25 protein-coding genes are annotated in these 26,982 nt (G+C 55.7%); 19 read left to right on the top strand and 6 right to left on the bottom strand.

Features of this window, described 5'->3' with window-relative positions:
• Positions 1 to 52: 52 nt before the first annotated feature.
• The 6 genes from mreC to tldD all read left to right on the top strand — a co-directional run bounded on the left by mreC (position 53) and on the right by tldD (position 9,144).
• On the top strand, positions 53 to 1,075 hold the full coding sequence (gene mreC, locus CSE01S_RS19350) for a rod shape-determining protein MreC (RefSeq protein WP_042291987.1): 1,023 nt from the start codon (positions 53 to 55) through the stop codon (positions 1,073 to 1,075).
• Positions 1,075 to 1,563, top strand: coding sequence for a rod shape-determining protein MreD (gene mreD, locus CSE01S_RS19345; protein ID WP_042291986.1), 489 nt, complete (start codon positions 1,075 to 1,077; stop codon positions 1,561 to 1,563). Before mreC ends, mreD begins: the two co-directional genes overlap by 1 nt.
• 17 nt (positions 1,564 to 1,580) lie before the next feature.
• Positions 1,581 to 2,174 carry a Maf family protein gene (locus CSE01S_RS19340; RefSeq protein ID WP_042291984.1) on the top strand — a complete coding sequence of 198 codons (594 nt, stop codon included), beginning with the start codon at positions 1,581 to 1,583 and terminating at the stop codon, positions 2,172 to 2,174.
• The gene (gene rng / locus CSE01S_RS19335) at positions 2,164 to 3,633 is read left to right on the top strand and encodes a ribonuclease G (protein ID WP_042291983.1); all 1,470 of its coding nucleotides are present in this window, start codon (positions 2,164 to 2,166) and stop codon (positions 3,631 to 3,633) included. The genes CSE01S_RS19340 and rng overlap by 11 nt, the downstream gene beginning before the upstream one ends.
• Positions 3,634 to 3,727: 94 nt before the next feature.
• On the top strand, positions 3,728 to 7,531 hold the full coding sequence (yhdP, locus tag CSE01S_RS19330) for an AsmA2 domain-containing protein YhdP (RefSeq protein WP_042291979.1): 3,804 nt from the start codon (positions 3,728 to 3,730) through the stop codon (positions 7,529 to 7,531).
• A gap of 167 nt (positions 7,532 to 7,698) precedes the next feature.
• On the top strand, positions 7,699 to 9,144 hold the full coding sequence (tldD, locus tag CSE01S_RS19325; protein WP_042291977.1) for a metalloprotease TldD: 1,446 nt from the start codon (positions 7,699 to 7,701) through the stop codon (positions 9,142 to 9,144).
• A gap of 100 nt (positions 9,145 to 9,244) precedes the next feature.
• On the opposite strand, the gene aaeR is transcribed toward tldD, so the two are convergent.
• Entirely contained in the window at positions 9,245 to 10,177 is a 933-nt protein-coding gene (gene aaeR, locus CSE01S_RS19320; protein WP_042291974.1) for an HTH-type transcriptional activator AaeR, read from the bottom strand.
• 181 nt (positions 10,178 to 10,358) lie between these two features.
• Between aaeR and aaeX the strand changes: the two genes are divergently transcribed.
• From aaeX to CSE01S_RS19295, 5 genes are all read left to right on the top strand, one after another.
• On the top strand, positions 10,359 to 10,562 hold the full coding sequence (gene aaeX / locus CSE01S_RS19315; RefSeq protein ID WP_000051841.1) for a p-hydroxybenzoic acid efflux pump operon protein AaeX: 204 nt from the start codon (positions 10,359 to 10,361) through the stop codon (positions 10,560 to 10,562).
• Positions 10,563 to 10,569: 7 nt separating this feature from the next.
• On the top strand, positions 10,570 to 11,502 hold the full coding sequence (aaeA, locus tag CSE01S_RS19310; protein ID WP_042291971.1) for a p-hydroxybenzoic acid efflux pump subunit AaeA: 933 nt from the start codon (positions 10,570 to 10,572) through the stop codon (positions 11,500 to 11,502).
• A gap of 5 nt (positions 11,503 to 11,507) precedes the next feature.
• Complete coding sequence (gene aaeB / locus CSE01S_RS19305) at positions 11,508 to 13,475, top strand: p-hydroxybenzoic acid efflux pump subunit AaeB (RefSeq protein WP_042291969.1); 1,968 nt, start codon at positions 11,508 to 11,510, stop codon at positions 13,473 to 13,475.
• A gap of 87 nt (positions 13,476 to 13,562) precedes the next feature.
• Positions 13,563 to 15,011, top strand: a complete 1,449-nt coding sequence (locus CSE01S_RS19300) for an NAD-dependent succinate-semialdehyde dehydrogenase (RefSeq protein ID WP_042291967.1) — start codon at positions 13,563 to 13,565, stop codon at positions 15,009 to 15,011.
• A gap of 29 nt (positions 15,012 to 15,040) precedes the next feature.
• Complete coding sequence (locus tag CSE01S_RS19295) at positions 15,041 to 15,313, top strand: barstar family protein (RefSeq protein ID WP_042291964.1); 273 nt, start codon at positions 15,041 to 15,043, stop codon at positions 15,311 to 15,313.
• Between the two features lie 57 nt (positions 15,314 to 15,370).
• Here the strand turns inward: CSE01S_RS19295 and yhcN are convergent, their stop codons facing one another.
• Together yhcN and argR are read right to left on the bottom strand one after the other, a co-directional pair.
• The gene (gene yhcN / locus CSE01S_RS19290) at positions 15,371 to 15,634 is read right to left on the bottom strand and encodes a peroxide/acid stress response protein YhcN (RefSeq protein ID WP_042291961.1); all 264 of its coding nucleotides are present in this window, start codon (positions 15,632 to 15,634) and stop codon (positions 15,371 to 15,373) included.
• A 368-nt stretch (positions 15,635 to 16,002) separates the two neighbouring features.
• Positions 16,003 to 16,473: a transcriptional regulator ArgR gene (argR, locus tag CSE01S_RS19285; protein ID WP_012135369.1), complete on the bottom strand. Its 471-nt coding sequence runs from the start codon at positions 16,471 to 16,473 to the stop codon at positions 16,003 to 16,005.
• 415 nt (positions 16,474 to 16,888) lie between these two features.
• On the opposite strand from argR, the gene mdh reads away from it, so the two are divergent.
• Entirely contained in the window at positions 16,889 to 17,827 is a 939-nt protein-coding gene (gene mdh / locus CSE01S_RS19280) for a malate dehydrogenase (RefSeq protein WP_042291960.1), read from the top strand.
• 202 nt (positions 17,828 to 18,029) lie between these two features.
• Here the strand turns inward: mdh and degS are convergent, their stop codons facing one another.
• The 3 genes from degS to zapG all read right to left on the bottom strand — a co-directional run bounded on the left by degS (position 18,030) and on the right by zapG (position 21,122).
• Positions 18,030 to 19,097, bottom strand: a complete 1,068-nt coding sequence (gene degS / locus CSE01S_RS19275; protein WP_042291957.1) for an outer membrane-stress sensor serine endopeptidase DegS — start codon at positions 19,095 to 19,097, stop codon at positions 18,030 to 18,032.
• A gap of 90 nt (positions 19,098 to 19,187) precedes the next feature.
• A complete protein-coding gene (gene degQ / locus CSE01S_RS19270; protein WP_042291955.1) occupies positions 19,188 to 20,555 on the bottom strand; it encodes a serine endoprotease DegQ in 1,368 nt (455 codons plus the stop codon).
• Positions 20,556 to 20,723: 168 nt separating this feature from the next.
• Positions 20,724 to 21,122, bottom strand: coding sequence for a Z-ring associated protein ZapG (gene zapG, locus CSE01S_RS19265; protein WP_042292056.1), 399 nt, complete (start codon positions 21,120 to 21,122; stop codon positions 20,724 to 20,726).
• A 192-nt stretch (positions 21,123 to 21,314) separates the two neighbouring features.
• Between zapG and zapE the strand changes: the two genes are divergently transcribed.
• The 7 genes from zapE to nanA all read left to right on the top strand — a co-directional run bounded on the left by zapE (position 21,315) and on the right by nanA (position 26,879).
• Positions 21,315 to 22,439 (top strand): cell division protein ZapE, encoded by a 1,125-nt coding sequence (gene zapE, locus CSE01S_RS19260; protein ID WP_042291953.1) that lies wholly within the window; start codon positions 21,315 to 21,317, stop codon positions 22,437 to 22,439.
• Positions 22,440 to 22,680: 241 nt separating this feature from the next.
• Positions 22,681 to 23,109, top strand: a complete 429-nt coding sequence (gene rplM / locus CSE01S_RS19255) for a 50S ribosomal protein L13 (protein WP_000847556.1) — start codon at positions 22,681 to 22,683, stop codon at positions 23,107 to 23,109.
• Positions 23,110 to 23,124: 15 nt separating this feature from the next.
• Positions 23,125 to 23,517 (top strand): 30S ribosomal protein S9, encoded by a 393-nt coding sequence (rpsI, locus tag CSE01S_RS19250; protein ID WP_000829818.1) that lies wholly within the window; start codon positions 23,125 to 23,127, stop codon positions 23,515 to 23,517.
• Positions 23,518 to 23,821: 304 nt separating this feature from the next.
• Positions 23,822 to 24,460 carry a stringent starvation protein SspA gene (sspA, locus tag CSE01S_RS19245; RefSeq protein WP_042291949.1) on the top strand — a complete coding sequence of 213 codons (639 nt, stop codon included), beginning with the start codon at positions 23,822 to 23,824 and terminating at the stop codon, positions 24,458 to 24,460.
• A gap of 5 nt (positions 24,461 to 24,465) precedes the next feature.
• A complete protein-coding gene (gene sspB, locus CSE01S_RS19240; RefSeq protein WP_042291947.1) occupies positions 24,466 to 24,963 on the top strand; it encodes a ClpXP protease specificity-enhancing factor in 498 nt (165 codons plus the stop codon).
• A gap of 118 nt (positions 24,964 to 25,081) precedes the next feature.
• The gene (gene nanR / locus CSE01S_RS19235; RefSeq protein WP_042291946.1) at positions 25,082 to 25,864 is read left to right on the top strand and encodes a transcriptional regulator NanR; all 783 of its coding nucleotides are present in this window, start codon (positions 25,082 to 25,084) and stop codon (positions 25,862 to 25,864) included.
• A 121-nt stretch (positions 25,865 to 25,985) separates the two neighbouring features.
• Positions 25,986 to 26,879: an N-acetylneuraminate lyase gene (gene nanA, locus CSE01S_RS19230; protein WP_042291944.1), complete on the top strand. Its 894-nt coding sequence runs from the start codon at positions 25,986 to 25,988 to the stop codon at positions 26,877 to 26,879.
• The last annotated feature ends 103 nt before the right edge of the window (positions 26,880 to 26,982 follow it).

Here is a 26,982-nt window from a genome sequence, read left to right as displayed (position 1 = left end):
CAGGGGCGTGTCTGGCGCCTCTGCCGAATCTGATACGAGAATACGCAAACTTATGAAGCCAATTTTTAGCCGTGGCCCGTCGCTACAGATTCGCCTTATCCTGGCGGTGCTGGTGGCGCTCGGCGTCATTATCGCCGACAGCCGTCTGGGTACGTTCAGTCAAATCCGCACGTACATGGATACCGCCGTCAGTCCTTTCTACTTTATTTCCAATGGTCCCCGTGAACTGCTTGATGGCGTCTCGCAAACGCTGGCTTCGCGCGACCAGCTTGAGCTTGAAAACCGGGCGCTGCGTCAGGAACTGCTGCTGAAAAACAGCGAGCTGCTGATGCTCGGGCAGTACAAACAGGAGAATGCGCGTCTGCGCGAGCTGCTGGGATCGCCGCTGCGTCAGGATGAACAAAAAATGGTGACGCAGGTCATCTCGACGGTTAACGATCCCTACAGCGATCAAGTGGTTATCGACAAAGGCAGCGTGAACGGCGTTTACGAAGGCCAGCCGGTCATCAGCGATAAAGGCGTTGTTGGCCAAGTGGTCGCGGTGGCGAAGCTGACCAGCCGTGTATTACTGATTTGCGACGCGACCCATGCGCTGCCGATTCAGGTACTGCGTAACGATATCCGTGTGATTGCCGCCGGTAACGGCTGCACCGATGATTTGCAGCTCGAACACCTGCCAGCCAATACCGACATTCGCGTCGGCGATGTGCTGGTGACGTCGGGGCTGGGCGGGCGCTTCCCGGAAGGTTATCCGGTGGCCGTGGTTTCCTCCGTTAAGCTGGATACACAGCGGGCATATACCGTGATACAGGCGCGTCCAACCGCCGGTTTACAGCGTCTGCGCTATCTGCTGCTGTTGTGGGGCGCCGACCGTAACGGGTCAAATCCCATGACGCCGGAAGATGTGCATCGCGTGGCGAATGAGCGCCTGACGCAGATGATGCCTCAGGTGCTGCCCTCGCCGGATATGATGGGGCCGCCTGCGCCAATGCCCGCGCCAGCGACCGGGATCGCCACGACGCCCGTAACGCCGCAGCCTGCGTCGCCTCAGCCGCGTCCGTCGGGAGGTCAGTAGTGGCGAGCTATCGTAGCCAGGGTCGCTGGGTTATCTGGCTCTCGTTTCTCATCGCGCTTTTATTACAAATCATGCCCTGGCCGGAGGAGATCATCGTCTTTCGGCCAAACTGGGTGCTGCTCATTTTACTGTACTGGATCCTCGCGCTGCCGCACCGCGTAAATGTGGGCACAGGCTTTGTGATGGGTGCCATACTGGATCTGATTAGCGGTTCCACGCTTGGCGTGCGGGCGCTGTCGATGAGCATCATCGCGTATCTGGTCGCATTAAAATTTCAGTTATTCCGCAATCTGGCGCTCTGGCAGCAGGCTCTGGTGGTGATGTTGCTTTCGCTGGTGGTGGATATTATTGTTTTCTGGTCAGAGTTTTTAGTGATCAACGTCTCTTTCAGACCTGAAGTGTTCTGGAGTAGTGTAGTCAACGGCGTGCTCTGGCCGTGGCTGTTCTTGCTGATGCGTAAAATCCGCCAGCAGTTCGCGGTGCAATAAGTGCAATAAAGGTTTCTATGACGTCTCTATACTTAGCTTCCGGTTCACCCCGCCGCCAGGAACTGCTCACCCAATTGGGCGTTGCGTTCGAGCGTATCGTTACCGGTATCGAAGAGATGCGCGGCGCAGGGGAAAGCGCGCAGCAGTATGTCTCTCGGCTGGCGCGTGAAAAAGCACAGGCAGGCGTGACGCAGACCCCGCGCGATTTGCCGGTGCTGGGGGCGGACACGATCGTCATCCTTCATGGTGAAGTTTTAGAGAAACCGCGCGATGCAGAACACGCCGCGACAATGCTGCGTAAGCTATCCGGGCAGACGCACCAGGTGATGACCGCCGTGGCGCTGGCCGACAGTCAGTACGTGCTCGACTGTCTGGTGGTGACCGACGTGACGTTCAGAGCGTTGTCGGATGCGGATATCGCTGACTATATCGCCAGCGGTGAACCGATGGATAAAGCAGGTGCATACGGTATTCAGGGGCTGGGTGGCTGTTTTGTCAGGAAGATAAATGGCAGCTATCACGCCGTAGTCGGCTTACCGCTGGTTGAAACGTATGAGTTGCTAAGCAATTTTAACTCACTGCGTGAGAAAAGGGATAAACATGACGGCTGAATTGTTGGTAAACGTAACGCCATCGGAAACGCGTGTGGCGTATATCGACGGCGGGATCCTCCAGGAGATTCACATTGAGCGTGAGGCGCGACGAGGAATCGTAGGCAATATCTACAAAGGTCGGGTAAGTCGCGTACTGCCGGGTATGCAGGCGGCTTTTGTAGATATTGGGCTGGATAAAGCCGCATTTCTTCATGCTTCTGACATCATGCCGCATACCGAATGCGTGGCGGGCGATGAGCAGAAACAGTTTACCGTACGGGACATTTCCGAACTGGTGCGTCAGGGACAGGATCTGATGGTGCAGGTGGTGAAAGATCCCCTCGGCACCAAAGGCGCGCGTCTGACCACCGACATCACCCTGCCTTCCCGTTATCTGGTCTTTATGCCCGGCGCGTCACACGTTGGGGTGTCTCAGCGTATTGAAAGCGAAGCCGAACGCGAAAGACTGAAAAAGGTGGTGGCGGAATATTGCGACGAGCAGGGTGGATTTATCATTCGCACCGCGGCAGAAGGCGTATGTGAAGACGATCTGGCTTCCGATGCCGCCTACCTCAAGCGTGTCTGGACGAAAGTCATGGAGCGCAAAAAGCGCCCGCAGACGCGGTATCAGATGTACGGCGAACTGGCGCTGGCGCAGCGCGTATTGCGTGATTTTGCCGATGCGCAGTTGGATCGCATTCGCGTGGATTCCCGTCTGACCTACGAGGCGCTGCTGGAGTTTACCGCCGAGTACATTCCGGAAATGACCAGCAAGCTGGAGCATTACAGCGGGCGTCAGCCGATTTTTGATCTCTTTGATGTGGAAAATGAGATCCAGCGGGCGCTGGAGCGCAAGGTTGAGCTGAAGTCCGGCGGCTATCTGATTATCGATCAGACCGAAGCGATGACGACCGTTGATATCAATACCGGCGCTTTTGTCGGCCATCGCAATCTCGACGACACCATTTTTAACACCAATATCGAAGCCACGCAGGCCATTGCCCGCCAGCTTCGCCTGCGCAATCTGGGCGGCATTATTATCATCGACTTTATCGATATGAATAATGACGATCACCGCCGTCGGGTTCTGCATTCTCTGGAGCAGGCGCTGAGCAAAGACCGTGTGAAAACCAGCATCAATGGCTTTTCACAGTTGGGACTGGTGGAAATGACGCGCAAACGCACGCGGGAAAGCGTGGAACATGTGCTCTGCAACGAGTGTCCAACCTGTCACGGTCGCGGTACGGTGAAAACGGTGGAAACCGTGTGTTATGAAATTATGCGTGAGATCGTACGCGTGCATCATGCATACGATTCCGACCGTTTCCTGGTTTATGCTTCTCCGGCGGTCGCGGAGGCCCTGAAAGGGGAGGAGTCGCACGCGCTGGCGGAAGTGGAAATTTTTGTTGGCAAACAGGTTAAAGTGCAAATCGAACCGCTCTATAACCAGGAGCAGTTCGACGTCGTAATGATGTAATCATTTACGTAGGCCAGATCACGCGTTCACGCCGCCATCTGGCACCCTTTGCTTGCAGTTTGCGAGCCACTTTCAGGCAGACAAGGAGAGACGCGTGAGGCGATTGCCGGGGATATTACTGCTCACTGGAGCCGCGCTCGTCGTCATCGTAGCGCTGCTGGTCAGTGGCCTGCGCCTGGCCCTGCCGCATCTCAACAGCTGGCGTCCTGCCATCCTCGCCAAGATCGAATCCGAGACCGGTTTGCCGACGGAGGCCAGCCAGCTTACCGCCAGTTGGCAAAATTTTGGTCCGACGCTGGAAGCGCGGGACATCCGCGTGCAGCTAACTGACGGCGGCGAGTTTGCGGTGAAGCGCGTCACCCTGGCGCTGGATGTCTGGCAAAGTTTGCTGCATATGCGCTGGCAGTTTCGCGATCTGACGTTCTGGCAACTGAACCTACGCACCAATACCCCCATTCAGCGCAGCGGAGACGCGGATACCCCTGAAGCGGGACGCATCAGCGATCTTTTTCTGCGTCAGTTCGATCACTTCGATCTCCGCGACAGCCAGATTAGCTTTCTGACCCTTTCAGGCCAGCGCGCCCAGTTGGCTATCCCCCAGTTGACCTGGCTTAACAGCCGAAACCGTCACCGCGCGGAGGGGCAGGTCAGCCTGTCGAGCCTGACCGGTCAACATGGCGTAATGCAGGTCCGTATGGACCTGCGCGACGATGATGGACTGCTGAATAACGGCCGCGTCTGGTTGCAGGCGGACGACATTGACGTCAAGCCGTGGTTGGGGCGATGGATGCAGGACAACGTGGCGCTGGAAACCGCGCGCTTTAGTCTTGAGGGCTGGATGAACATCAGCAAGGGAGAGATCGCTGGCGGCGACGTCTGGCTGAAAAAGGGCGGCGCGAGCTGGAAAGGCGAAAACACGACCCACACGCTTGCAGTCGATAACCTGACGGCGCATATCAGTCGCGAACAGCCCGGTTGGCAGTTCGCCATTCCAGATACCCGCATCACCATGGACGGCAAGCGCTGGCCGAGCGGCGCACTGCAGCTTGCCTGGATCCCTGAGCAGGACGTGGGCGGCGCGGACGGTAAACGTAGCGACGAGCTACGCATTCGCGCCAGCCATCTTGATTTAGCCGGCCTTGATGGGCTGCGCCCCGTCGCGGCGAAGCTCTCGCCTGCGCTTGGTGAAGTCTGGCAGGCGACGCAGCCGAGCGGAACGATTGACACGCTGGCGCTGGATATCCCCCTTGATGCGACCGAAAAGACCCGTTTTCAGGCTGCATGGCGCGATCTGGCGTGGAAGCAGTGGAAGCTGTTGCCGGGAGCAGAGCATTTTTCCGGGACCCTTTCAGGAAGCGTTGAGGATGGTCGGCTAACCGCCGCCATGAAGCAGGCGAAAATGCCGTATGAAACGGTTTTCCGCGCGCCGTTAGAAATTGAAGATGGCGTAGCGACCCTGAACTGGCTGAAGAATGAGAAAGGTTTTCAACTGGATGGGCGCGATATTGACGTTAAAGCCAAAGCGGTACATGCCCGCGGCGGTTTCCGCTATCTGCAACCCGCAGGCGACGAGCCGTGGCTGGGCATTCTGGCGGGTATCAGCACCGACGACGGCTCCCAGGCCTGGCGGTATTTTCCGGAAAACCTGATGGGCAAAGCGCTGGTGGACTATCTCAGCGGGGCGATTCAGGGCGGTGAAGCGAATAACGCGACGCTGGTCTATGGCGGAAACCCCCATCTGTTCCCTTATAAACATAACGAAGGCCAGTTTGAAGTGCTGGTGCCGCTGCGTAACGCCAAATTCGCTTTCCAGCCGGACTGGCCTGCGCTGACCAATCTGGATATCGAGCTGGATTTCCTTAACGACGGCTTGTGGATGAAAACCGACGGTGTCGATTTGGGTGGTGTAAAAGCCTCCAATCTGACAGCGGTCATCCCCGACTATTCGAAAGAAAAACTGTTGATTGATGCCGATATCACTGGGCCTGGCGACGCAGTGGGGCCGTATTTTGACGGTACGCCGCTTAAAGAGTCGCTCGGCGCCGCTCTTGAGCAGTTGCAAATTGGCGGCGATGTGAATGCTCGCTTACATCTGGATATTCCCCTCGACGGCGAGCTGGTAACGGCGAAAGGCGACGTCACGTTGCGCGACAACAGTCTGTTGATAAAACCGATCGACAGCACCCTGAAAAACCTTAGCGGTAAATTCAGCTTTACCAATGGCGATCTCAACAGTGGGCCGATGACGGCGAACTGGTTTAATCAACCGTTAAACGTCGATTTCTCCACGACCCAGGGAGCAAAAGCGTATCAGGTCGCGGTGAACCTCAACGGTAACTGGCAGCCCACCCGTACTGGTGTATTGCCTGCTCAGGTGAATGACGCGCTCGGTGGCAGCGTGGCGTGGAAGGGAAAGGTGGGGATTGACCTGCCGTATCGTTCAGGCGCGCATTACCACGTTGAGTTGAACGGCGATCTTAAAAATGTAAGTAGTCGCTTACCAGCGCCGCTGAATAAAAAAGCCGGTGAACCGTTACCCGTTAACATTACCGCTAACGGCGACCTGCGTAGCTTTGCCCTCACCGGCAACGCAGACAAAGAGAACCATTTCAACAGCCGCTGGCTGCTGGGTCAGAAGCTTACCCTGGACCGCGCCATCTGGACGGCGGAAAGTCGAACCACACCGCCACTGCCCGAACAGGAAGGTATCGAACTTAATCTGCCCGCGTTGGATGGCGCCGAATGGCTGGCGTTATTCCAGAAAGGTGCGGCGGATAACGTGACCAGCAGCGCGAAGTTTCCTCAGCGCATTACCCTGCGTACGCCAGCGCTGACGCTGGGCGGTCAACAGTGGAACAACATGAGCATTGTTTCGCAGCCAGCGCTGAACGGAACGACCGTTGAAGCGCAGGGGCGAGAGATCAATGCGACGCTGGCGATGCGCAATAACGCGCCGTGGCTGGCGAATATCAAATACCTTTATTACAACCCGTCCACAGCGAAACCTGCAGAAAAAAACGACGCTCCCGCGACGCCGTTTGCCACTGTAGATCGCGTCAGTTTCCGCGGCTGGCCTGACATGCAGCTGCGCTGTAGCGAATGCTGGTTATGGGGGCAGAAGTATGGGCGCATCGATGCCGATCTGGCGATCAACGGCGATACGCTGAACCTGAGCAACGGGTTGCTGGACACCGGCTTTGCCCGGCTCACCGCGGACGGCCAGTGGGTCAACGCGCCTGGCCGCGAACGCACTTCGATTAAAGGTAAACTGCGCGGCAACAAGATTGATGCGGCGGCAGGCTTCTTTGGCGTGACCACGCCGATGCGCAACGCGTCGTTTAATGTCGATTACGATCTGCACTGGCGCAATCCGCCGTGGCAACCAGATGAAGCCTCACTCAACGGGATTATTCGTACCCGTCTGGGCAAAGGGGAAATCACCGACTTAAGCACCGGCCACGCCGGGCAGCTCCTGCGCTTGCTCAGCGTAGACGCGCTGCTGCGTAAACTGCGTTTTGATTTTAGCGACACCTTTAGCGAAGGGTTCTACTTTGATTCGATCCGCAGTACCGCGTGGATTAAAGACGGCGTGTTGCATACCGATGATACGCTGGTGGACGGCCTGGAAGCGGATATCGCTATGAAAGGGTCGGTTAATCTGGTGCGACGCGAACTGGACATTGAAGCGGTCGTGGCGCCGGAAATCTCTGCCACGGTGGGCGTGGCTGCCGCGTTTGCGGTCAACCCGATCGTCGGCGCGGCGGTATTTGCCGCCAGTAAGGTGCTTGGGCCGCTGTGGAACAAAGTGTCGATTCTGCGCTATCGCATCACCGGTCCGGTCGATCAACCGCAGATCAACGAAGTTCTGCGCCAGCCGCGGAAAGAAAAAACGCAATGATTTGACGGCGACGCGGAATTACCCCACTCTCAGTACATAGTCTTGCCGGAGGGTAACGTAGCGACCTACATTATGACGTTTCCGTAGGCCGCATAAACGCAGCGCCATCCGGCGTAAATTTTTTAGCATAGCGCTCTCCTACGCAGCAACTAACGAGTAGCAAAACGATGAGTCTGAACCTGGTAAGTGAACAATTGCTGGCAGCAAACGGCCTGAAACATCAGGATCTGTTTGCCATTTTGGGCCAACTGGCCGAACGCCGTCTCGATTACGGCGATCTCTATTTTCAGTCGAGCTATCACGAATCCTGGGTTTTAGAAGATCGCATCATTAAGGATGGTTCTTACAATATTGACCAGGGCGTGGGCGTACGGGCGATCAGCGGCGAAAAAACCGGGTTTGCGTATGCAGACCAGATCAGCCTGCAGGCGCTGAGCCAGAGCGCACAGGCTGCGCGCACCATTGTCAGAGACAGCGGCGACGGAAAAGTGAAAACGCTGGGCGCTGTGGAACACTCCGCGCTTTATACCTCAGTGGACCCGCTCCAGAGCATGACCCGTGAGGAGAAGCTCGATATCCTGCGTCGTGTCGATAGCGTGGCGCGAGACGCTGATACGCGCGTGCAGGAAGTCACCGCGAGCCTGACCGGCGTCTATGAACTGATCCTTGTGGCGGCAACGGACGGAACGCTGGCGGCGGATGTGCGTCCGCTGGTGCGTCTTTCCGTTAGCGTACAGGTGGAAGAAGACGGTAAACGCGAGCGCGGCGCCAGCGGCGGCGGCGGTCGTTTCGGCTATGACTGGTTCCTTGCGGATCTGGACGGGGAGGTTCGCGCAGACGCATGGGCGAAAGAAGCGGTACGTATGGCGCTGGTTAATCTCTCCGCCGTCGCCGCGCCGGCAGGCACGTTGCCGGTGGTGCTTGGCGCGGGCTGGCCGGGCGTGCTGCTCCATGAAGCGGTAGGCCACGGACTGGAAGGCGACTTTAACCGTCGTGGTACGTCGGTGTTCAGTGGACAGGTCGGCGAGCTGGTCGCTTCTGAACTCTGTACGGTGGTGGATGACGGCACGATGGTCGATCGTCGTGGTTCTGTCGCGATTGACGACGAAGGCACGCCGGGCCAGTACAACGTGCTCATCGAAAACGGCATTCTGAAAGGTTACATGCAGGATAAGCTGAATGCGCGCTTAATGGGCGTTGCGCCAACCGGAAACGGTCGTCGTGAGTCTTACGCACATCTGCCGATGCCGCGCATGACCAACACCTATATGTTGCCGGGAAAATCCACCCCGCAGGAGATCATTGAATCCGTCGAATATGGCATCTACGCGCCAAACTTTGGCGGCGGTCAGGTGGATATCACTTCTGGTAAGTTCGTCTTCTCGACTTCGGAAGCCTATCTCATTGAAAACGGTAAAGTGACCAAACCGGTAAAAGGCGCAACGCTGATTGGTTCCGGGATCGAAGCGATGCAGCAGATCTCTATGGTGGGTAATGACCTGAAGCTGGACAACGGCGTCGGCGTCTGCGGCAAAGAAGGACAGAGCCTGCCGGTGGGCGTCGGTCAGCCGACGTTGAAGGTGGATAACCTGACCGTGGGCGGCACCGCGTAAGTTGCGGGTCTGCCGTGCCGGATGGCCGCACGTTGCGAGTTATCCGGCCTGGCGTGTTGTGTTCCTGCGTGCCCGATAAGCGACTGCGCCATCGGGCAATTTAGCCTTTCTCTTTTCCCCGACCGTACATTCCCTGAAATAGCTGCGATACATCGACAAAATAATCGGTCAGGTAGTTAATCACGACCTGCACTTTCAGCGGCAGCTTATCTTTTTCGGTATACAAGGCATAAACCGGACGCGGATCGGACTGATAACGCGGTAATAAGATCTCCAGCTCTCCGCGGTTAATCTCGTTGATCACCCACATCAACGGGACGTAGGCGACGCCCGCGCCGGCGGTCAGCCAGCGGCTCAGGGTCATCGGATCGTTGGTGATAAAGCGTCCCTGCGGGATCAGACGGGTTGAAATCCCTTCTGGCGCGATCAGCTCAAACTCATTGTCCGGACGGACGCTGTACTCCAGCCATGAGTGGTTTGCGAGGTCGGCTGGCTTCTCCGGTATGCCATACTGCGCGAGATAGCGTTTGGCGGCGCAAACCACCATTGGCATCGCCCCCAGGCGGCGGGAAAACAGACTGGAATCCTGTAACGCGCCCACGCGGATCACCACGTCCAGGCCGTCAGCAATCAGGTCGGGTGCGGGAATACCGGTGACCAGATTCACCGTCAGGCCGGGGTACTCTTTCAGCATTTTTGCGGTCAGTCCGGCGAGGACATTTTGTGCCATCGTTGAAGAACAGCCGATCCGCAACGTGCCGATAGGGGTATTGTTAAACGCGTAAAGCTGCTCGTGAACATCCTGCACTTCATGGAGCATTCGACGGCAGCCCTGGTAGTAAATTTTACCGGCTTCAGTCAGCCCAATGCTGCGCGTACTGCGGTTGAGCAGTTTAACCTGCAGTTCATCTTCCAGTTTTGCAACCGTCTGGCTGATGGATGAAACGCTCATTTGTAGCTGTCTGGCCGCGGCGGTGAAGGAGCCAAATTCCACGACTTTGGCAAACACCGACATCCGTTTTAATCGTTCCATTATTCACTCTGGCTTAAAAGTGATTTAGATCACATATTATAGATAACAGCATAACAGTTACGTTAATATATTATTATTCAAATAACGGCTGCGTCGCTCTCGCCTGGCTTTCCTTGCCCTTCTCCGCGGCGACACGGCTAAAAACTGTATCGCCTGCACTCTCTAAAAAATCAAGGTCAACATGAGTCTGTTTCCCGTTATCGTGGTGTTTGGTCTGTCCTTCCCACCGATATTTTTCGAATTGCTTCTGTCACTGGCGATTTTCTGGCTGGTGCGCCGGGTGCTTGTGCCCACGGGCATCTATGATTTTGTCTGGCATCCGGCTCTGTTCAATACCGCGCTGTATTGCTGTCTCTTTTACTTAATATCGCGCCTGTTCGTTTGAGGTTGAAGTGAAAACACTAACAAGAAAACTCTCCCGTACGGCCATTACCCTCGTTCTGGTCATCCTGGCGTTCATCGCTATTTTTCGCGCCTGGGTCTATTACACCGAATCACCGTGGACGCGTGACGCGCGCTTCAGCGCCGACGTGGTCGCCATTGCGCCCGATGTTTCCGGGCTGATCACTAACGTGAATGTGCATGATAACCAGCTGGTAAAGAAAGATCAGGTGCTGTTTACCATTGACCAGCCGCGCTACAAGAAAGCGCTTGAAGAAGCAGAAGCCGACGTCGCCTATTACCGGGTGCTGTCGCAGGAAAAACGTCAGGAGGCCAGCCGCCGTAACCGTCTTGGCGTACAGGCGATGTCACGAGAGGAAATCGACCAGGCCAATAACGTTCTGCAAACCGTCTTACATCAGCTTGCGAAAGCGCAGGCGACCCGCGACCTGGCAAAATTAGATCTTGAGCGTACCGTGATCCGCGCTCCGGCCGACGGCTGGGTCACTAACCTTAACGTTTATACTGGCGAATTTATTACCCGGGGCTCCACCGCTGTGGCGCTGGTGAAGCAAAACTCGTTCTACGTGCTGGCCTATATGGAAGAGACCAAACTGGAAGGCGTGCGTCCGGGTTACCGCGCCGAGATCACCCCGCTGGGCAGCAACACGGTGCTGAAAGGTACGGTGGACAGCGTGGCGGCGGGGGTGACCAACGCCAGCAGCACGCGTGACGACAAAGGTATGGCCACTATCGATTCTAACCTTGAATGGGTCCGTCTGGCGCAGCGCGTGCCGGTGCGTATTCGTCTTGACGATCAGCAGGAGAACCTGTGGCCTGCCGGGACGACCGCCACCGTGGTTGTCACCGGTACGCAGGATCGCGACGCCAACAACGACTCGTTCTTCCGTAAAATGGCGCACCGTCTGCGCGAGTTTGGTTAATCGCGATGGGTATTTTTTCCATTGCCAACCAGCACATCCGCTTTGCGGTTAAACTGGCATGCGCCATCGTACTGGCGCTGTTTGTTGGCTTTCATTTTCAGCTTGAGACGCCGCGCTGGGCCGTTCTGACCGCGGCTATCGTCGCGGCGGGACCGGCTTTCGCCGCTGGCGGCGAACCCTATTCCGGCGCTATCCGCTATCGCGGGATGCTGCGTATTATTGGGACTTTCATCGGTTGTATTGCCGCCCTGGTGATCATCACGACGATGATCCGCGCGCCGCTGCTGATGATTATGGTGTGCTGTATCTGGGCGGGGTTTTGTACCTGGGTATCGTCGCTGGTGCGTATCGAAAACTCCTATGCCTGGGGATTGTCGGGCTATACCGCCCTGATTATCGTTATCACCATTCAGCCGGAACCGCTGTTGACGCCGCAGTTCGCCGTTGAACGATGTAGCGAAATCGTCATCGGGATTGTCTGCGCCATCATGGCGGATCTTCTGTTTTCTCCGCGATCCATCAAACAGGAAGTGGATCGCGAACTGGACAGCCTGCTGGTCGCGCAGTACCAATTGATGCAGCTGTGTATCAAACATGGCGACAGCGAAGAAGTGGATCAGGCCTGGGGCGATCTGGTGCGGCGAACCGCCGCGCTGGAGGGAATGCGCAGTAACCTGAACATGGAATCATCGCGTTGGGCGCTTGCCAACCGCCGTCTGAAGGCGATTAACACGCTTTCGCTGACCATGGTGACTCAGTCCTGCGAAACCTATTTGATTCAGAATACGCGACCGGAAGCGATCACCGATACGTTCCGGGAGTTCTTCGATATGCCCGTTGAAACGGCGCAGGACGTGCATAAACAGCTTAAACGCCTGCGTCGGGTGATTGCGTGGACCGGCGAGCGCGAAACGCCGGTGACCTTGTACACCTGGGCCGGGGCGGCGACGCGCTATCTTCTGCTTAAACGGGGAGTAATCGGTAATACCAAAATTAGCGGTACCGAGGAGGAGATCCTGGAGGGCGAGCCGGTGGTGAAAGTGGAATCCGCCGAGCGTCATCATGCGATGGTCAACTTCTGGCGTACCACGATTTCCTGCGTACTGGGCAGCCTGTTCTGGCTGTGGACCGGCTGGACCTCCGGCAACGGGGCAATGGTCATGATCGCGGTGGTGACCTCGCTCGCCATGCGGTTGCCGAATCCGCGGATGGTGGGGATCGATTTTATCTACGGGACGCTCGCGGCGCTGCCGTTGGGGGCGTTTTACTTTCTGGTGATCCTGCCTAATACCCAGCAAAGCATGTTGCTGCTGTGTCTGAGTCTTGCGGTGTTGGGGTTCTTTCTCGGGATCGAAGTACAGAAGCGGCGGCTGGGATCGATGGGGGCGCTTGCCAGTACCATTAACATTATCGTACTGGACAACCCGATGACCTTCCATTTCAGCCAGTTTCTCGACAGCGCGTTAGGACAAATTGTCGGCTGCGTGCTGGCGTTCCTGGTTATCCTGTTGGTGCGTGATAACTCCCGCGCCCGTACCGGGCGTGTGCTGCTGAACCAGTTTGTCTCTGCGGCGGTCTCGGCGATGACCACCAACGTGGTGCGTCGTAAAGAGAATCATCTTCCGGCGCTTTATCAGCAGTTGTTTTTGTTGATGAACAAATTTCCTGGCGACCTGCCGAAATTCCGTCTTGCCCTGACGATGATCATTGCGCATCAGCGCCTGCGCGACGCGCCTGTTCCAGTCAACGAGGATCTGTCAGCGTTTCACCGCCAGCTGCGCCGTACAGCGGATCACGTAATATCGGCCAGCAATGACGATAAGCGTCGACGCTACTTCGCGCAATTGCTGGAGGAGCTGAACGTCTATCAGGAAAAACTGCGAGTCTGGGAAGCGCCGCCGCAGGTGACCGAGCCGGTAAAACGTCTGACCGGCATGCTACACAAGTATCAACATGCGCTCACCGATAGCTGACCTGAAACCGACGCCAAAAGCGTCGGTTTTTTTATGGCTATACTTATTCGATGTGCGCAAAACCATGACATCGAAAGGAGAAACACCATGCAAACGCTCCAGGAGAACGAACTTTTCCAGACGGGATATCTGGTTGATGGATTGTGGAAAACGCTGGATACCACCTTTGATGTCCTGAACCCGGCCACCGGCGAGATAATCGCGAAGGTCGCCAAAGCGGGTAAACAGCAGACCGAGGAGGCGATTGCCGCCGCCAGCAAAGCGTTTCCCGCCTGGCGAGCGAAAACGGCGAAAGCGCGCTCGGCTATTTTGTACCGTTGGTACGAATTGATTATTGAGAATAAACGTTGGCTGGCCCAGTTAATGACCACCGAACAGGGGAAACCGCTGAAAGAAGCGGAAGGCGAAGTGGAGTACGCCGCCAGCTTTATCCAGTGGTTTGCGGAGCAGGCTAAACGCGCTAACGGTGAAATTATTCCGCCGGTCAAACCCGGATCGCGCATTCTGGCGACCCGTGAACCGGTGGGGGTGGTGGCGGCCATAACCCCGTGGAACTTCCCGATGGCGATGCTGACGCGAAAACTTGGCCCGGCGCTGGCCGCTGGCTGCACCGGCGTGATTAAACCCGCCAATAACACACCGCTAAGCGCCTTTGCGCTGCTTACCCTGGCGAAGAAAGCGGGCGTACCGGATGGCGTCCTCAACGCCGTGGCGGGCAATACGCAGGAGATCAGCGACGCGATTATGGCCAGCCATGAAGTGCGCAAAATCTCCTTTACCGGTTCCACTGCCGTCGGGAAAACGCTGGTGCGAAACGCGGCGGAAACGATGAAAAAGGTCTCGATGGAGCTGGGCGGCAACGCGCCTTATATCGTATTTGACGATGCCGATATCAATGCCGCCGTGCAGGGTGCGATCGCCAATAAATTCCGTAATGCCGGTCAGGTATGCGTGAGCGTCAACCGTTTCTATATTCAGGAGAACGTCTATGACGAATTTACCCGCAGGCTGGCGGACGCAGTACAGGCGCTGAAGGTCGGCAACGGACTGGACGAAGGCGTAGTGGTCGGGCCGCTCATAGAGCCGTCTGCGGTCGACAAAGTGCGTGAGCACGTCGACGATGCAGTGGCGAAAGGCGCGAAGGTGTTGGCGGGCGGCAAGGCGCATCCGTCTGGCGGTAACTTCTGGCTACCGACGGTGCTGGGGGAGTGCAGTGATGGCATGAAGCTGGCCAGCGAGGAGACTTTTGGGCCGGTTGCCGCCTGCTTCCGTTTTACCAGCGAAGACGAAGTCATTCAGCGAGCGAATAACACGCCGTTTGGTCTCGCCGCCTACTTCTATACGCAAAACCTGCAGCGGGTTTTCCGCGTCTCGCAGGCCATTGAAAGCGGCATGATCGGCATTAACGAATGTGCGGTTTCCACCGAGCTGGGGCCGTTTGGCGGCGTGAAAGAGTCAGGGTTGGGACGTGAAGGATCGGTGCTGGGGCTGGACGAATTCCTGGAAGTGAAAACCCTGCACATTGGCGGCCTGTAAGTGAGGTGGCGTCGGGAAGGTGGCGATAAATGAACATCTATACATTTGATTTTGATGAAATTGAGGATCAGAACGATTTTTATCGTGAATTTACCCGGATGTTTGGCCTCGCCAGCGAAAACGTGAACGATCTCGATGCGCTGTGGGATATCGTTATGAGCGAAAAGCTGCCGCTGCCGCTGGAGATCGAGTTTGTGCATCTCCCCGACAAGCTGCGCAGACGCTATGGCGCGCTGATTCTGCTGTTTGATGAAGCGGAAGAAGAGCTGGAAGGGCAGTTGCGCTTCAACGTCCGTCATTAAGGCATAAAAAAGCCCCCGACAGTCGGGGGCAAGGTCGTCGGACTAGACGACGAGGGTTTATTTGTACAGTTCGGCAGTGGCATGCCAGTTGTCACCGCTGCGGGCTTCAGTGATCTGATACGCTGATGCGCCTTTTTCTTCGGCTTTTTTGTTCAGCATTTCATGCATGTCCATCGGGTTTGAGCCGATCGCGCTTACGGAGATAGAACCCATTGCTTCGCGATTTTGTGCTTGTTCTGCGGTAATCGAATCTGCGGCGAAAGCGCCGAAAGAAAGAACAGAGAGAACGCTTAATGCTGCAACAGTCGTTTTGATTTTCATGATAAGTACCTCGTCGAATTTTATTATTGGGGGTCTTCGTTTCGTGACCCTCATCACAGAACTGAGTATACACTAATAACGCGATAAATTAATACCACGCTAACTGTTTCGCTGCTTTGTCAGTGATTAAAAACGACATTTTTATAACAATGCGTCATTAAAAATGCAGGCATTTAGTGTCTTTTTCAATAAAATCAAAATGTTATACAATTTAGCGATTTGTGCGTTTTAGAGAAGATGTATTCACTATGTGAATGTCTTTAGGCAGTAAAAGGCACTAACTGTTAAATCAGATGCAGCAGAAAAGCGGGTGAATTGAGGTGCGGGCCGGGTTTTCCCCGCCGCGGAACGCAGCGGGGTGAAGGGGATTAAAGCTCTTGCTCGAACAGCTCCAGAATGGCTTCGTACAGATCTTTCACCGTAAAGCCGTTCGCCGGCGTGGTGAAGATAGTGTCATCACCGGCGATGGTGCCAAGGATACCTTCGGCTTTACCGAGCGAGTCCAGCAGGCGCGCGATCAGCTGCGCGGCGCCAGGGCTGGTGTGGATCACCACCACCGCATCGTTATAGTCGATGTCCAGCACCAGATTCTTCAGCGGACTGGAGGTCGTGGGGACGCCGAGTTCAGCCGGCAGGCAGTAAACCATCTCCATTTTCGCGTTGCGGGTGCGTACCGCGCCGAACTTGGTCAACATGCGGGATACTTTGGACTGGTTGATATTATCAAAGCCCTGATCCTGCAACGCGAGGACGATTTCGCCCTGGGAACTGAATTTTTCTTCTTTGAGCAGCGCTTTAAACGCTTTAACTAACTCTTCTTGCTTAGCGGAGCTTCGCATAAGTCACCCGTAGTATGAGGATGGAAACAACATTATTATGCATACAGATGAATTTTTATGCAAACAGTCTGCCTTAGTGAAGGCTGAAATAATGTTATGAAAGAGCGGAATTTTATCAAATTTCGTTATCAAGAAACATGCCTGTGTCACGCCTCGCAAATAAGCTTAAAAGTAAATTAATTGTTATCAAAATGATGTTGTTTTGGTCGGGCAGTAGGGTATATTGTCACCACCTGTTGGAAAGTTGCTCGACTGCGCTGGCGTCCTCGTATTACGTAAATTAAATGCATAAAAGCTAAATTCGCGTGACTACACATAATTGAGTATGAGTGATTGTATTCATCGTATTTGTGGATTATGGTCGCCGCCGCGGAGCAACAAACACTTAGTTTATCAATATAATAAGGAGTTTAGGATGAAAGTCGCAGTCCTCGGCGCAGCTGGCGGCATCGGCCAGGCGCTTGCACTACTGTTAAAAACCCAACTGCCTTCAGGTTCAGAACTCTCCCTGTACGACATCGCTCCAGTGACTCCCGGTGTGGCCGTTGATCTGAGCCATATCCCAACTGCTGTGAAAATCAAAGGCTTCTCCGGTGAAGACGCGACCCCGGCGCTCGAAGGCGCTGACGTGGTGCTGATCTCCGCAGGCGTTGCACGTAAGCCGGGCATGGACCGTTCCGACCTGTTTAACGTTAACGCAGGTATCGTTAAGAACCTGGTTCAGCAGATCGCGACCACCTGTCCGAAAGCCTGCATCGGTATCATCACCAACCCGGTGAACACCACCGTGGCTATCGCCGCTGAAGTGCTGAAAAAAGCGGGCGTTTACGATAAGAACAAACTGTTTGGCGTCACCACGCTGGACATCATCCGCTCCAACACCTTTGTCGCGGAATTGAAAGGTAAGCTGCCAACCGACGTTGAAGTTCCGGTAATTGGCGGACACTCTGGCGTGACGATTCTGCCGCTGCTGTCGCAGATCCCGGGCGTGAGCTTTACCGAGCAGGAAGTGGCTGACCTGACCAAACGTATCCAGAACGCGGGTACTGAAGTGGTTGAAGCAAAAGCCGGTGGCGGTTCCGCAACCCTGTCGATGGGCCAGGCGGCGGCACGTTTTGGCCTGTCTCTGGTTCGCGCGTTGCAGGGCGAAAAAGGCGTGGTGGAATGTGCCTACGTTGAAGGTGACGGCCAGTATGCGCGTTTCTTCTCTCAGCCGCTGCTGCTGGGTAAAAACGGCGTGGAAGAACGTCAGTCTATCGGCAAACTGAGCGCATTCGAACAGAATGCGCTGGAAGGCATGCTGGACACGCTGAAGAAAGACATTCAGCTTGGCGAAGAGTTCGTTAACAAGTAAGCGAACCGTAGCCAGAAAAGACAAAACCGGAGCGCAGACTCCGGTTTTTTTGTGATTGGGTTTGGCGGATATTCTCTGTACCCCGAATCATTTACGTAGCGTCGGGGCAGCAAGTCAGTGAAACCCCAGAAGCGTACGAACAGTACGAGACTGGGGAGAATGACCATAGCCAACAAAGCGGCAGCGTGACGGATGCAGCGTATTAATTGGTCGCCGGGTATTCCTGAATGGTGACCTGCAACGTCAGTTGCTTGTCATCACGCATGACCACCACAGGGATCACCGACCCCGGTCGGATCTCCGCCACCTGATCCATCGTTTCCAGCGCGGACACTGCCGGCTTATTGTTCACCGAGATAATCAGATCGTTAACCTGAATTCCCGCCTGCGCCGCCGGGCCATCCGGGGCGACTTCATTTACGACGATCCCCTGGATCTGATCCATCCCGCTGCCTTGTGCGTGCAGTGGCGCAATCTCGCGACCGCCAATGCCAATGTAGCCGCGGATCACGCGCCCGTCGCGGATCAGCTTATCCATAATTTTGGTCGCCAGCTGGAACGGGATGGCAAAGCCGATCCCCTCCGGGGTTTCACCATCGTTGCTCTTGTCAAACGACAGCGTGTTGATTCCCATCAGTTCGCCCAACGAATTCACCAGCGCGCCGCCGGAGTTTCCGTGGTTGATCGAGGCGTCCGTTTGCAGGAAGTTCTGCCGTCCCGTCGGGTTCAGGCCGATGCGCCCCGTCGCGCTGATAATCCCCTGGGTAATGGTCTGCCCGAGGTTGTACGGGTTACCAATAGCCAGCACGACGTCGCCAATGTGTGGCGTGCGACGGGTGTTGATCGGAATGGTTGGCAGGCCGCCGGTGGCGTTGATTTTCAGGACCGCCAGATCAGTCAGCGTGTCGGAGCCGACCAGCAGCGCTTCGAACACCCGACCATCCTGAAGGGCGACGATGATTTGGTCGGCATCGTTGATCACGTGCTTGTTGGTAATGATATAGCCGCGTTGATCCATAATGACGCCCGAACCGAGCGTACGGATCTCCAGCTGGTTATGCGCGGTGCTGTTCATGCTGCGGTTATAGACGTTGACCACCGCAGGCGCCGCGCGACGTACCGCAGAGTTGTAGCTCGCCGGCGTCTCGTCGGCGCTGTCGTATTGCGGTACGGAAAGGGTGTTGATTTTGCGTAGCGAAGGCATGGCGGCCAGAAGAATGGCGCCGACAATCAAACCAATTGCGACCGAACGTAAGAGCTTCACAAACATGATGGAGGCGTCATTAATAAAGGAAACGGCAGCAGCATACCACGAGTTAACCGGACATCACACGCGGGGCTGATGTCCGGTTAAGTCGCATTAGCGCAGGAGCAGGTAAATACTCTCGTTACCGCGAACCACCTGTAGCGCGATGATTGACGGTTTCGCTTCCAGCACTTTGCGCATTTCGGCGATGGAATGGACGCGATCGCGGTTGACCCCGATAATCACATCATCTTTCTGCAAACCAGCCTGGGCGGCCGGGCTGCTTTTTTCCACGCTGTCAATTTTGATGCCTTTGCTGCCGTCTTTCAGCTGACCGTCGCTCAGCGTCGCGCCCTGAAGCGCCGGGGCGATCATTTCCGCACTCGCAGAGGCGGAAGTACTGGTGTCGAGCGTGACTTCCACGTCCAACGGCTTACCATTACGCAGCAGGCCCAGTTTCACTTTTGTGCCCGGTTCAGTGGTGGCGATACGCGATCGCAGTTCGGCAAAGCTATTGAGCGGCTTACCGTTGAGGCTGGTGATGACGTCGCCGGATTTCACGCCTGCCTTCGCGGAACCGGAGTTCGGCAGCACTTCGCTGACAAACGCGCCGCGCTGAACGTCAAGTTTGAACGCTTTGGCGATGTCAGCGGTCATTTCGGTGCCCTTGATACCGAGCAGGCCGCGTTTGATTTCGCCAAACTGAATCAACTGCTGCGCCAGAATGCGCGCCATATTACTGGGGATGGCAAAGCCAATGCCCACGCTGCCGCCCCCGGGCGCGAGGATGGCGGTGTTGATGCCAATAAGCTCGCCGTTCAGGTTAAGCAGCGCGCCGCCGGAATTCCCGCGGTTAATCGAGGCGTCGGTCTGAATAAAGTTTTCCAGTCCTTCCAGATTCAACCCGCTGCGTCCCAGCGCGGAGACGATACCCGAGGTGGCGGTCTGTCCCAGACCGAACGGGTTGCCTACGGCCACCGCAAAATCGCCGACGCGCAGTTTGTCGGAGTCGGCGATAGCGATTTGCGTCAGCTTGCTGGCGTTCTGAATTTGCAGCAGGGCGATGTCGCTCTGGTCGTCGCTGCCAATCAGCTTCGCGTCAAACTCGCGACCGTCGTTAAGCTGTACGCTGATTTTTTGCGCCTGGTTAATGACGTGATTGTTGGTCAGCACATAACCTTTCGCGGCGTCGATGATCACCCCGGAGCCAAGACCTTCGAACGGCTGTGAGGGCTGATCCGGCAGTTCGTCACCGAAGAACTTTTTGAACTCTTCCGGTACTTTCTGGCTTTGGGTGGCGGTGCCTTCAACCTTCACGCTCACCACGGCAGGCAGCACCTTTTCGAGCATCGGCGCCAGGCTCGGCAACGCGGGCTGGCCCGGAACCTGACCGGGAATCGAGGCGACGGCCTGAAACGGTGCCGAGAGAGTTAACCCGACACTTAACGCTAAAGCACTCAACAGCTGGGTGTGTTTTTTCATGGATCCTGCTCTCGTACCTTGAGTGAAAGGAAAGTCGATTCAAAACAGGTTGATGTTATTGAATTTTCAGTCAGCTAACAATGCGGATAATGATTAAATGATAGTCGGGACGGGAGAGAAGAGGCGGGCGCAATGAGCGCGCCCGGAAAATTTCGTGCCGATGTGCGATCAGTCGCGCTTTGCGCCGCTACGCAGCAGGCCGGATGCGCCTTCAGAGTAGTCACGCGGCATTTGCACCGGCGCTTGATCGTTGCTGGCTTCAGACTCCGCCAGGCGGTTACGGAACGGATTCGACTCTGCAGACAGTTCCGGCAGCAGGCTGCTGGAGCTTTTCGCCATGTGCTGATACAGCTGGCGGTAATCGTGGGCCATGGTGTCCAGCAGTTCGGCGCTGCGGGCAAAGTGGCTCACCAGCTCTTCACGGTACTCTTCCAGCTCAGCTTTGTTCTTTTCCAGTTCGTACTGCAACGCCTGTTGCTGACGTAATTTGCGATTACCAAAACGCATGGCTACGGCGCCGATGATGATGCCGACGACTAAACCAATTAGCGCATATTCCCAGGTCATGAACATCTCCCGTTGTCTTTTGTTTCCGTAGGGTGTTGGCTTTAGGCTCCATGCCCGCGCCTGATATAGCCACTATAACCGCTAATCCCGCAGAAGTGGAATCCCACGTGTATATCGCGTAGTGTAGAACGGCCTTTTTTTCGACAACCGTGAACGACGGCACACCGATTTTCAAGGAATAACAATAACATCATGCAAAGCATTTCCCCCACATCGCGTTATCTGAAAGCCATTAACGACGGCACCCACCAACCCGACGACGTACAAAAAGAGGCGGTTAACCGCCTGGAGGCGATCTATCAGGCGCTAACGGTGAAGACGCCGCCAGCCGCCCCGGTGAAAGGCTTTATGGCCCGCGTCGGCCAGCTGTTGGGAAAACGAGAAGTGACGCAGCGCGTCCCGGTGCGCGGCTTATATATGTGGGGCGGCGTCGGGCGTGGGAAAACCTGGCTGATGGATCTTTTCTACCATAGTCTGCCGGGCGAACGTAAACAGCGTCTGCACTTTCATCGTTTTATGCTGCGCGTCCATGAAGAACTGACGGCGCTCCAGGGGCAGAGCGATCCGCTGGAAACGATCGCTGACCGTTTTCAGGCCGAAACGGACGTGCTGTGCTTTGACGAATTTTTTGTTTCCGACATTACCGACGCGATGCTGCTCGGCGGGCTGATGAAAGCGCTGTTTGCCCGCGGTATCACGCTGGTGGCGACCTCGAATATTCCGCCTGACGAGCTGTACCGTAATGGCCTGCAGCGCGCACGCTTTCTTCCCGCCATTGATGCCATTAAGCAACATTGCGACGTCATGAACGTGGACGCGGGCGTTGATTATCGCCTGCGAACCCTGACCCAGGCGCACCTGTGGCTTTCACCGCTTAACGATGAAACGCGGCAACAGATGGATACGCTGTGGCTGGCGCTGGCAGGGGTGAAGCGCGAGCAGGGGCCGACGCTGGAAATCAATCACCGTCCGCTGCCGACGCTGGGCGCCGAAAACCAAACGCTGGCGGTGTCGTTCGACACGCTGTGCGTCGACGCCCGCAGCCAGCATGACTACATTGCCCTGTCGCGCCTTTACCATACGGTAATGCTGTTCGATGTGCCGGTGATGACGCCGCTGATGGAGAGCGAAGCGCGGCGCTTTATCGCGCTGGTGGATGAGTTTTACGAACGCCATGTCAAGCTGGTGATCAGCGCGGCGGTGCCTTTATATGATATTTATCAGGGGGAGCGGCTGAAGTTCGAGTTCCAGCGCTGCTTGTCGCGGTTGCAGGAGATGCAGAGCGAGGAGTACCTCAAGCGGGAGCATATGCCCTGAACGCTCGCCCTCCGGCGCGGATGACCGTTACACAAATCACAAAAAGGGGTCGATCTTTGACCCCGACTTCTCTATAATCCTGCGACCCCACGTTACAAGAAAGTTTTTTTCCCGAAACTTTTTGTGTGCTGGCATTGGCTATTCGAAGGGGTAGGTTTGCCGGACTTTGTCGTGTGAACCTCAACTGACTAAACGTTTGGGTGTTCACCAACGTGTAACTTATTTATTGGGTAAGCTTTTAATGAAAACTTTTACAGCTAAACCAGAAACCGTAAAACGCGACTGGTACGTTGTTGACGCGACCGGTAAAACTCTGGGCCGTCTGGCTACTGAACTGGCTCTTCGCCTGCGCGGTAAGCACAAAGCGGAATACACTCCGCACGTAGATACCGGTGATTACATCATCGTTCTGAACGCTGACAAAGTTGCTGTAACCGGCAACAAGCGTACTGACAAAGTGTACTATCATCACACCGGCCACATCGGTGGTATCAAACAAGCGACCTTTGAAGAGATGATTGCTCGCCGTCCTGAGCGTGTGATTGAAATCGCGGTTAAAGGCATGCTGCCAAAAGGCCCGCTGGGTCGTGCGATGTTCCGTAAACTGAAAGTTTACGCTGGCAACGAGCACAACCACGCGGCACAGCAACCGCAAGTTCTTGACATCTAATCGGGATTATAGGCAATGGCTGAAAATCAATACTACGGCACTGGTCGCCGCAAAAGTTCCGCAGCTCGTGTGTTCATCAAACCGGGCAATGGCAAAATCGTAATCAACCAACGTTCTCTGGAACAGTACTTCGGTCGTGAAACTGCTCGCATGGTAGTTCGTCAGCCGCTGGAACTGGTCGACATGGTTGAGAAACTGGATCTGTACATCACTGTTAAAGGTGGTGGTATCTCTGGTCAGGCTGGTGCGATCCGTCACGGTATCACCCGCGCTCTGATGGAGTACGACGAGTCTCTGCGTTCTGAACTGCGTAAAGCTGGCTTCGTTACTCGTGACGCTCGTCAGGTTGAACGTAAGAAAGTCGGTCTGCGTAAAGCACGTCGTCGTCCGCAGTTCTCCAAACGTTAATGGTTCTCTGCCTCAGGCAGAAGACTCTTGGCGAAAAAACCCGCTTCGGCGGGTTTTTTTATGGATAAATCGGGCGTAATCCCCTGACAACTCCCTCTTTTTCCCCATTTCCGGAATCGACTCACCACAAAGGTCACAAAATCTGGTAAACTATCATCCAATTTTCTGCCCAAATATCGGGTATTGCTCATTTTTTGTTTGCTTTTTGAACGATGATGACCTTTCCGATGTGGGTGACATCACTTCTGGCTGGCCACGCGGTGGCTGGTAGCAGTAAAAATTCTGAATATACCTGGAGGTTTTCATGGCTGTCGCTGCCAACAAACGTTCGGTAATGACGCTGTTTTCTGGTCCTACTGACATCTATAGCCATCAGGTCCGCATTGTGCTGGCTGAGAAAGGTGTGAGTTTTGAGATCGAGCACGTGGAGAAGGACAATCCACCTCAGGATCTGATTGACCTCAACCCGAATCAGAGCGTCCCGACACTGGTGGATCGTGAGCTGACCCTGTGGGAATCTCGCATCATTATGGAATACCTGGATGAGCGTTTCCCTCATCCGCCGCTGATGCCGGTTTACCCGGTCGCACGTGGCGAAAGCCGCCTGTACATGCACCGTATCGAAAAAGACTGGTACACCCTGATGAACGTCATCGTCAACGGGTCTGCCTCGGAAGCGGACGTCGCGCGTAAGCAACTGCGTGAAGAACTGCAGGCGATTGCGCCGGTCTTCGGTCAGAAGCCGTACTTCCTGAGCGATGAATTCAGTCTGGTCGATTGCTACCTGGCGCCGCTGCTGTGGCGTTTACCGATCCTGGGCATTGAGTTCAGCGGTGCGGGCGCGAAAGAGCTGAAAGGCTATATGACCCGCGTCTTTGAACGTGACTCTTTCCTGGCTTCTTTAACCGAAGCTGAACGTGAAATGCGCCTCGGCCGGGGTTAATGCCTATGGATTTGTCACAGCTGACACCACGTCGTCCTTATCTGCTGCGTGCTTTCTATGAGTGGTTGCTCGACAACCAGCTCACGCCGCATCTGGTGGTGGATGTGACGTTGCCTGGCGTGCATGTTCCAATGGAGTATGCGCGCGACGGTCAGATCGTCCTGAATATCGCCCCGCGCGCGGTGGGGAATCTGGAACTGGCCAACGACGAAGTGCGTTTTAATGCGCGTTTTGGCGGCGTACCGCGCCAGGTTTCCGTCCCGCTGGCGGCAGTGCTGGCGATTTATGCGCGTGAAAACGGCGCCGGAACGATGTTTGAACCGGAAGCGGCGTACGACGAAGACGTTGCCAGCCTGAATGATGATGACGCGGCGTCTGGCGCTGAGAGCGAAACCGTCATGTCGGTTATCGACGGCGATAAGCCGGATCGTGATGACGACGACAATCCGGATAACGATCCGCCGCCGCGCGGTGGACGACCAGCGCTTCGCGTGGTGAAGTGATGTCAAACAGGCTCGTCAGAGCCTGTTTTTTTATGCCTGCCGCCCTGTTTCCCCCTTATTTCGATCCTGTGTTAGGATGAAGCTGCTATACATTCCCGTAACGTGCTGATCAGGTCTTATGAAAACATTTGATTCACAAGCTGAAAATTCGTCTGCCCTTATCGGTCGTAGTCTGCGAAAACGTCCGCTGGCGCGGAAAAAGCTCTCTGAGATGGTGGAAGAAGAACTGGAACAAATGATTCGTCGTCGGGAATTTGGCGAGGGCGAACAGCTTCCGTCTGAGCGTGAGCTGATGGCATTCTTCAACGTGGGACGCCCCTCGGTGCGTGAAGCGCTGGCGGCGCTCAAGCGTAAAGGGCTGGTGCAGATCAATAATGGTGAACGCGCCCGTGTCTCCCGTCCTTCCGCCGACACGATCATCAGCGAATTGTCCGGCATGGCGAAAGATTTCCTCGCCCATCCCGGAGGCATTGCCCACTTCGAACAACTGCGGCTGTTTTTTGAATCGAGTCTGGTGCGCTACGCCGCGGAGCACGCCACTGACGCGCAGATCGATCTACTGGCGAAAGCGCTGGAACTCAACAGCCAGTCGCTGGATGACAACGCGCTGTTTATCCGGTCCGACGTGGATTTTCACCGCGTGCTGGCGGAGATCCCCGGTAATCCGATTTTCATGGCGATCCATGTCGCTTTGCTCGACTGGCTGATCGCCGCGCGTCCAACGGTACCTGATCGCGAGCTTCATGAGCATAATAGCGTTAGCTATCAGCAGCATATCGCGATCGTCGAAGCGATTCGTCAGCGCGATCCTGACGAAGCCGATCGTGCGTTACAAACCCATCTCAATAGCGTCTCCGCCACCTGGCACGCCCTCGGACAACAGTCTCGATCTAAAAAATAACGATCCTTTAGTGAAGCAGATCGCAATATAAGCACGCTGTATTGCACTGCTGCTTATTTGATCTGGTATAACAGGTATAAAGGTATGCAATCAGATAACACTAACAGTGACAGAGGTCGGTATGGCAAAAGAGTTACGAGGCGTAATGCCAGCGTTATTAACCCCTTTCGATTCGCAACAGCAGCTGGATATCGACAGTCTGCGCCGTCTGGTGCGCTTTACTGTCTCGCAGGGCATCGATGGGCTTTATGTGGGTGGGTCGACCGGGGAAGCCTTCGTTCAGAGCGTCGCGGAGAGAGAGCGGGTACTGGAAGTTGTCGCGGAAGAAGCGAAGGGCGACGTCACGCTGATTGCCCATGTGGGAACGGTGAGTACCGCGGAAAGCCAACAGCTCGCCCGGGCGGCGCATCGCTATGGTTTTGACGCTGTCTCCGCGGTGACGCCGTTTTACTATCCGTTTAGTTTTGAGGAGCATTGCGACCACTATCGGGCAATCATTGATTCGGCAGAGGGATTACCCATGGTGGTTTATAACATCCCGGCGCTCAGCGGCGTGAAGCTCAGCCTGGATCAGATCAACACGTTGGTGACGCTACCGGGCGTCGGCGCGCTGAAGCAAACTTCTGGCGATCTGTATCAGATGGAGCAAATCCGTCGCGCGCATCCGGATCTGGTGCTGTACAACGGCTACGATGAGATTTTTGCTTCCGGCCTGCTGGCGGGGGCGGATGGTGGGATCGGCAGCACCTATAACATTATGGGCTGGCGCTACCAGGGCATTGTAAAGGCGCTTAAGGCCGGTGACATTCAGGCTGCGCAACAACTGCAAACCGAGTGTAATCAGGTTATCGATCTGCTGATAAAAACCGGGGTATTCCGTGGGCTGAAAACGGTACTGCACTACATGGACGTGCTGTCCGTCCCGCTGTGCCGTAAGCCGTTTGCCCCGGTAGACGAACGCTATCTACCGGAACTGAAGGCGCTGGCTCAGCAATTGTTGGCAGAGAAGGCGTAACCGTGAAAAGCCGGGGGCGCTTCGCTTGCCCGGCCTGCAAAACATACTCTGTAGGCCGGATAAGGCAACGCCGCCATCCGGCATAACAGCAAAAATTATCGGG

The organism is Citrobacter sedlakii NBRC 105722, from assembly GCF_000759835.1.
GTDB lineage: Bacteria > Pseudomonadota > Gammaproteobacteria > Enterobacterales > Enterobacteriaceae > Citrobacter_A > Citrobacter_A sedlakii.
The sequence above is the reverse complement of the archived record's forward strand: the minus strand, read 5'-3'. Positions and strand labels throughout refer to the sequence as shown.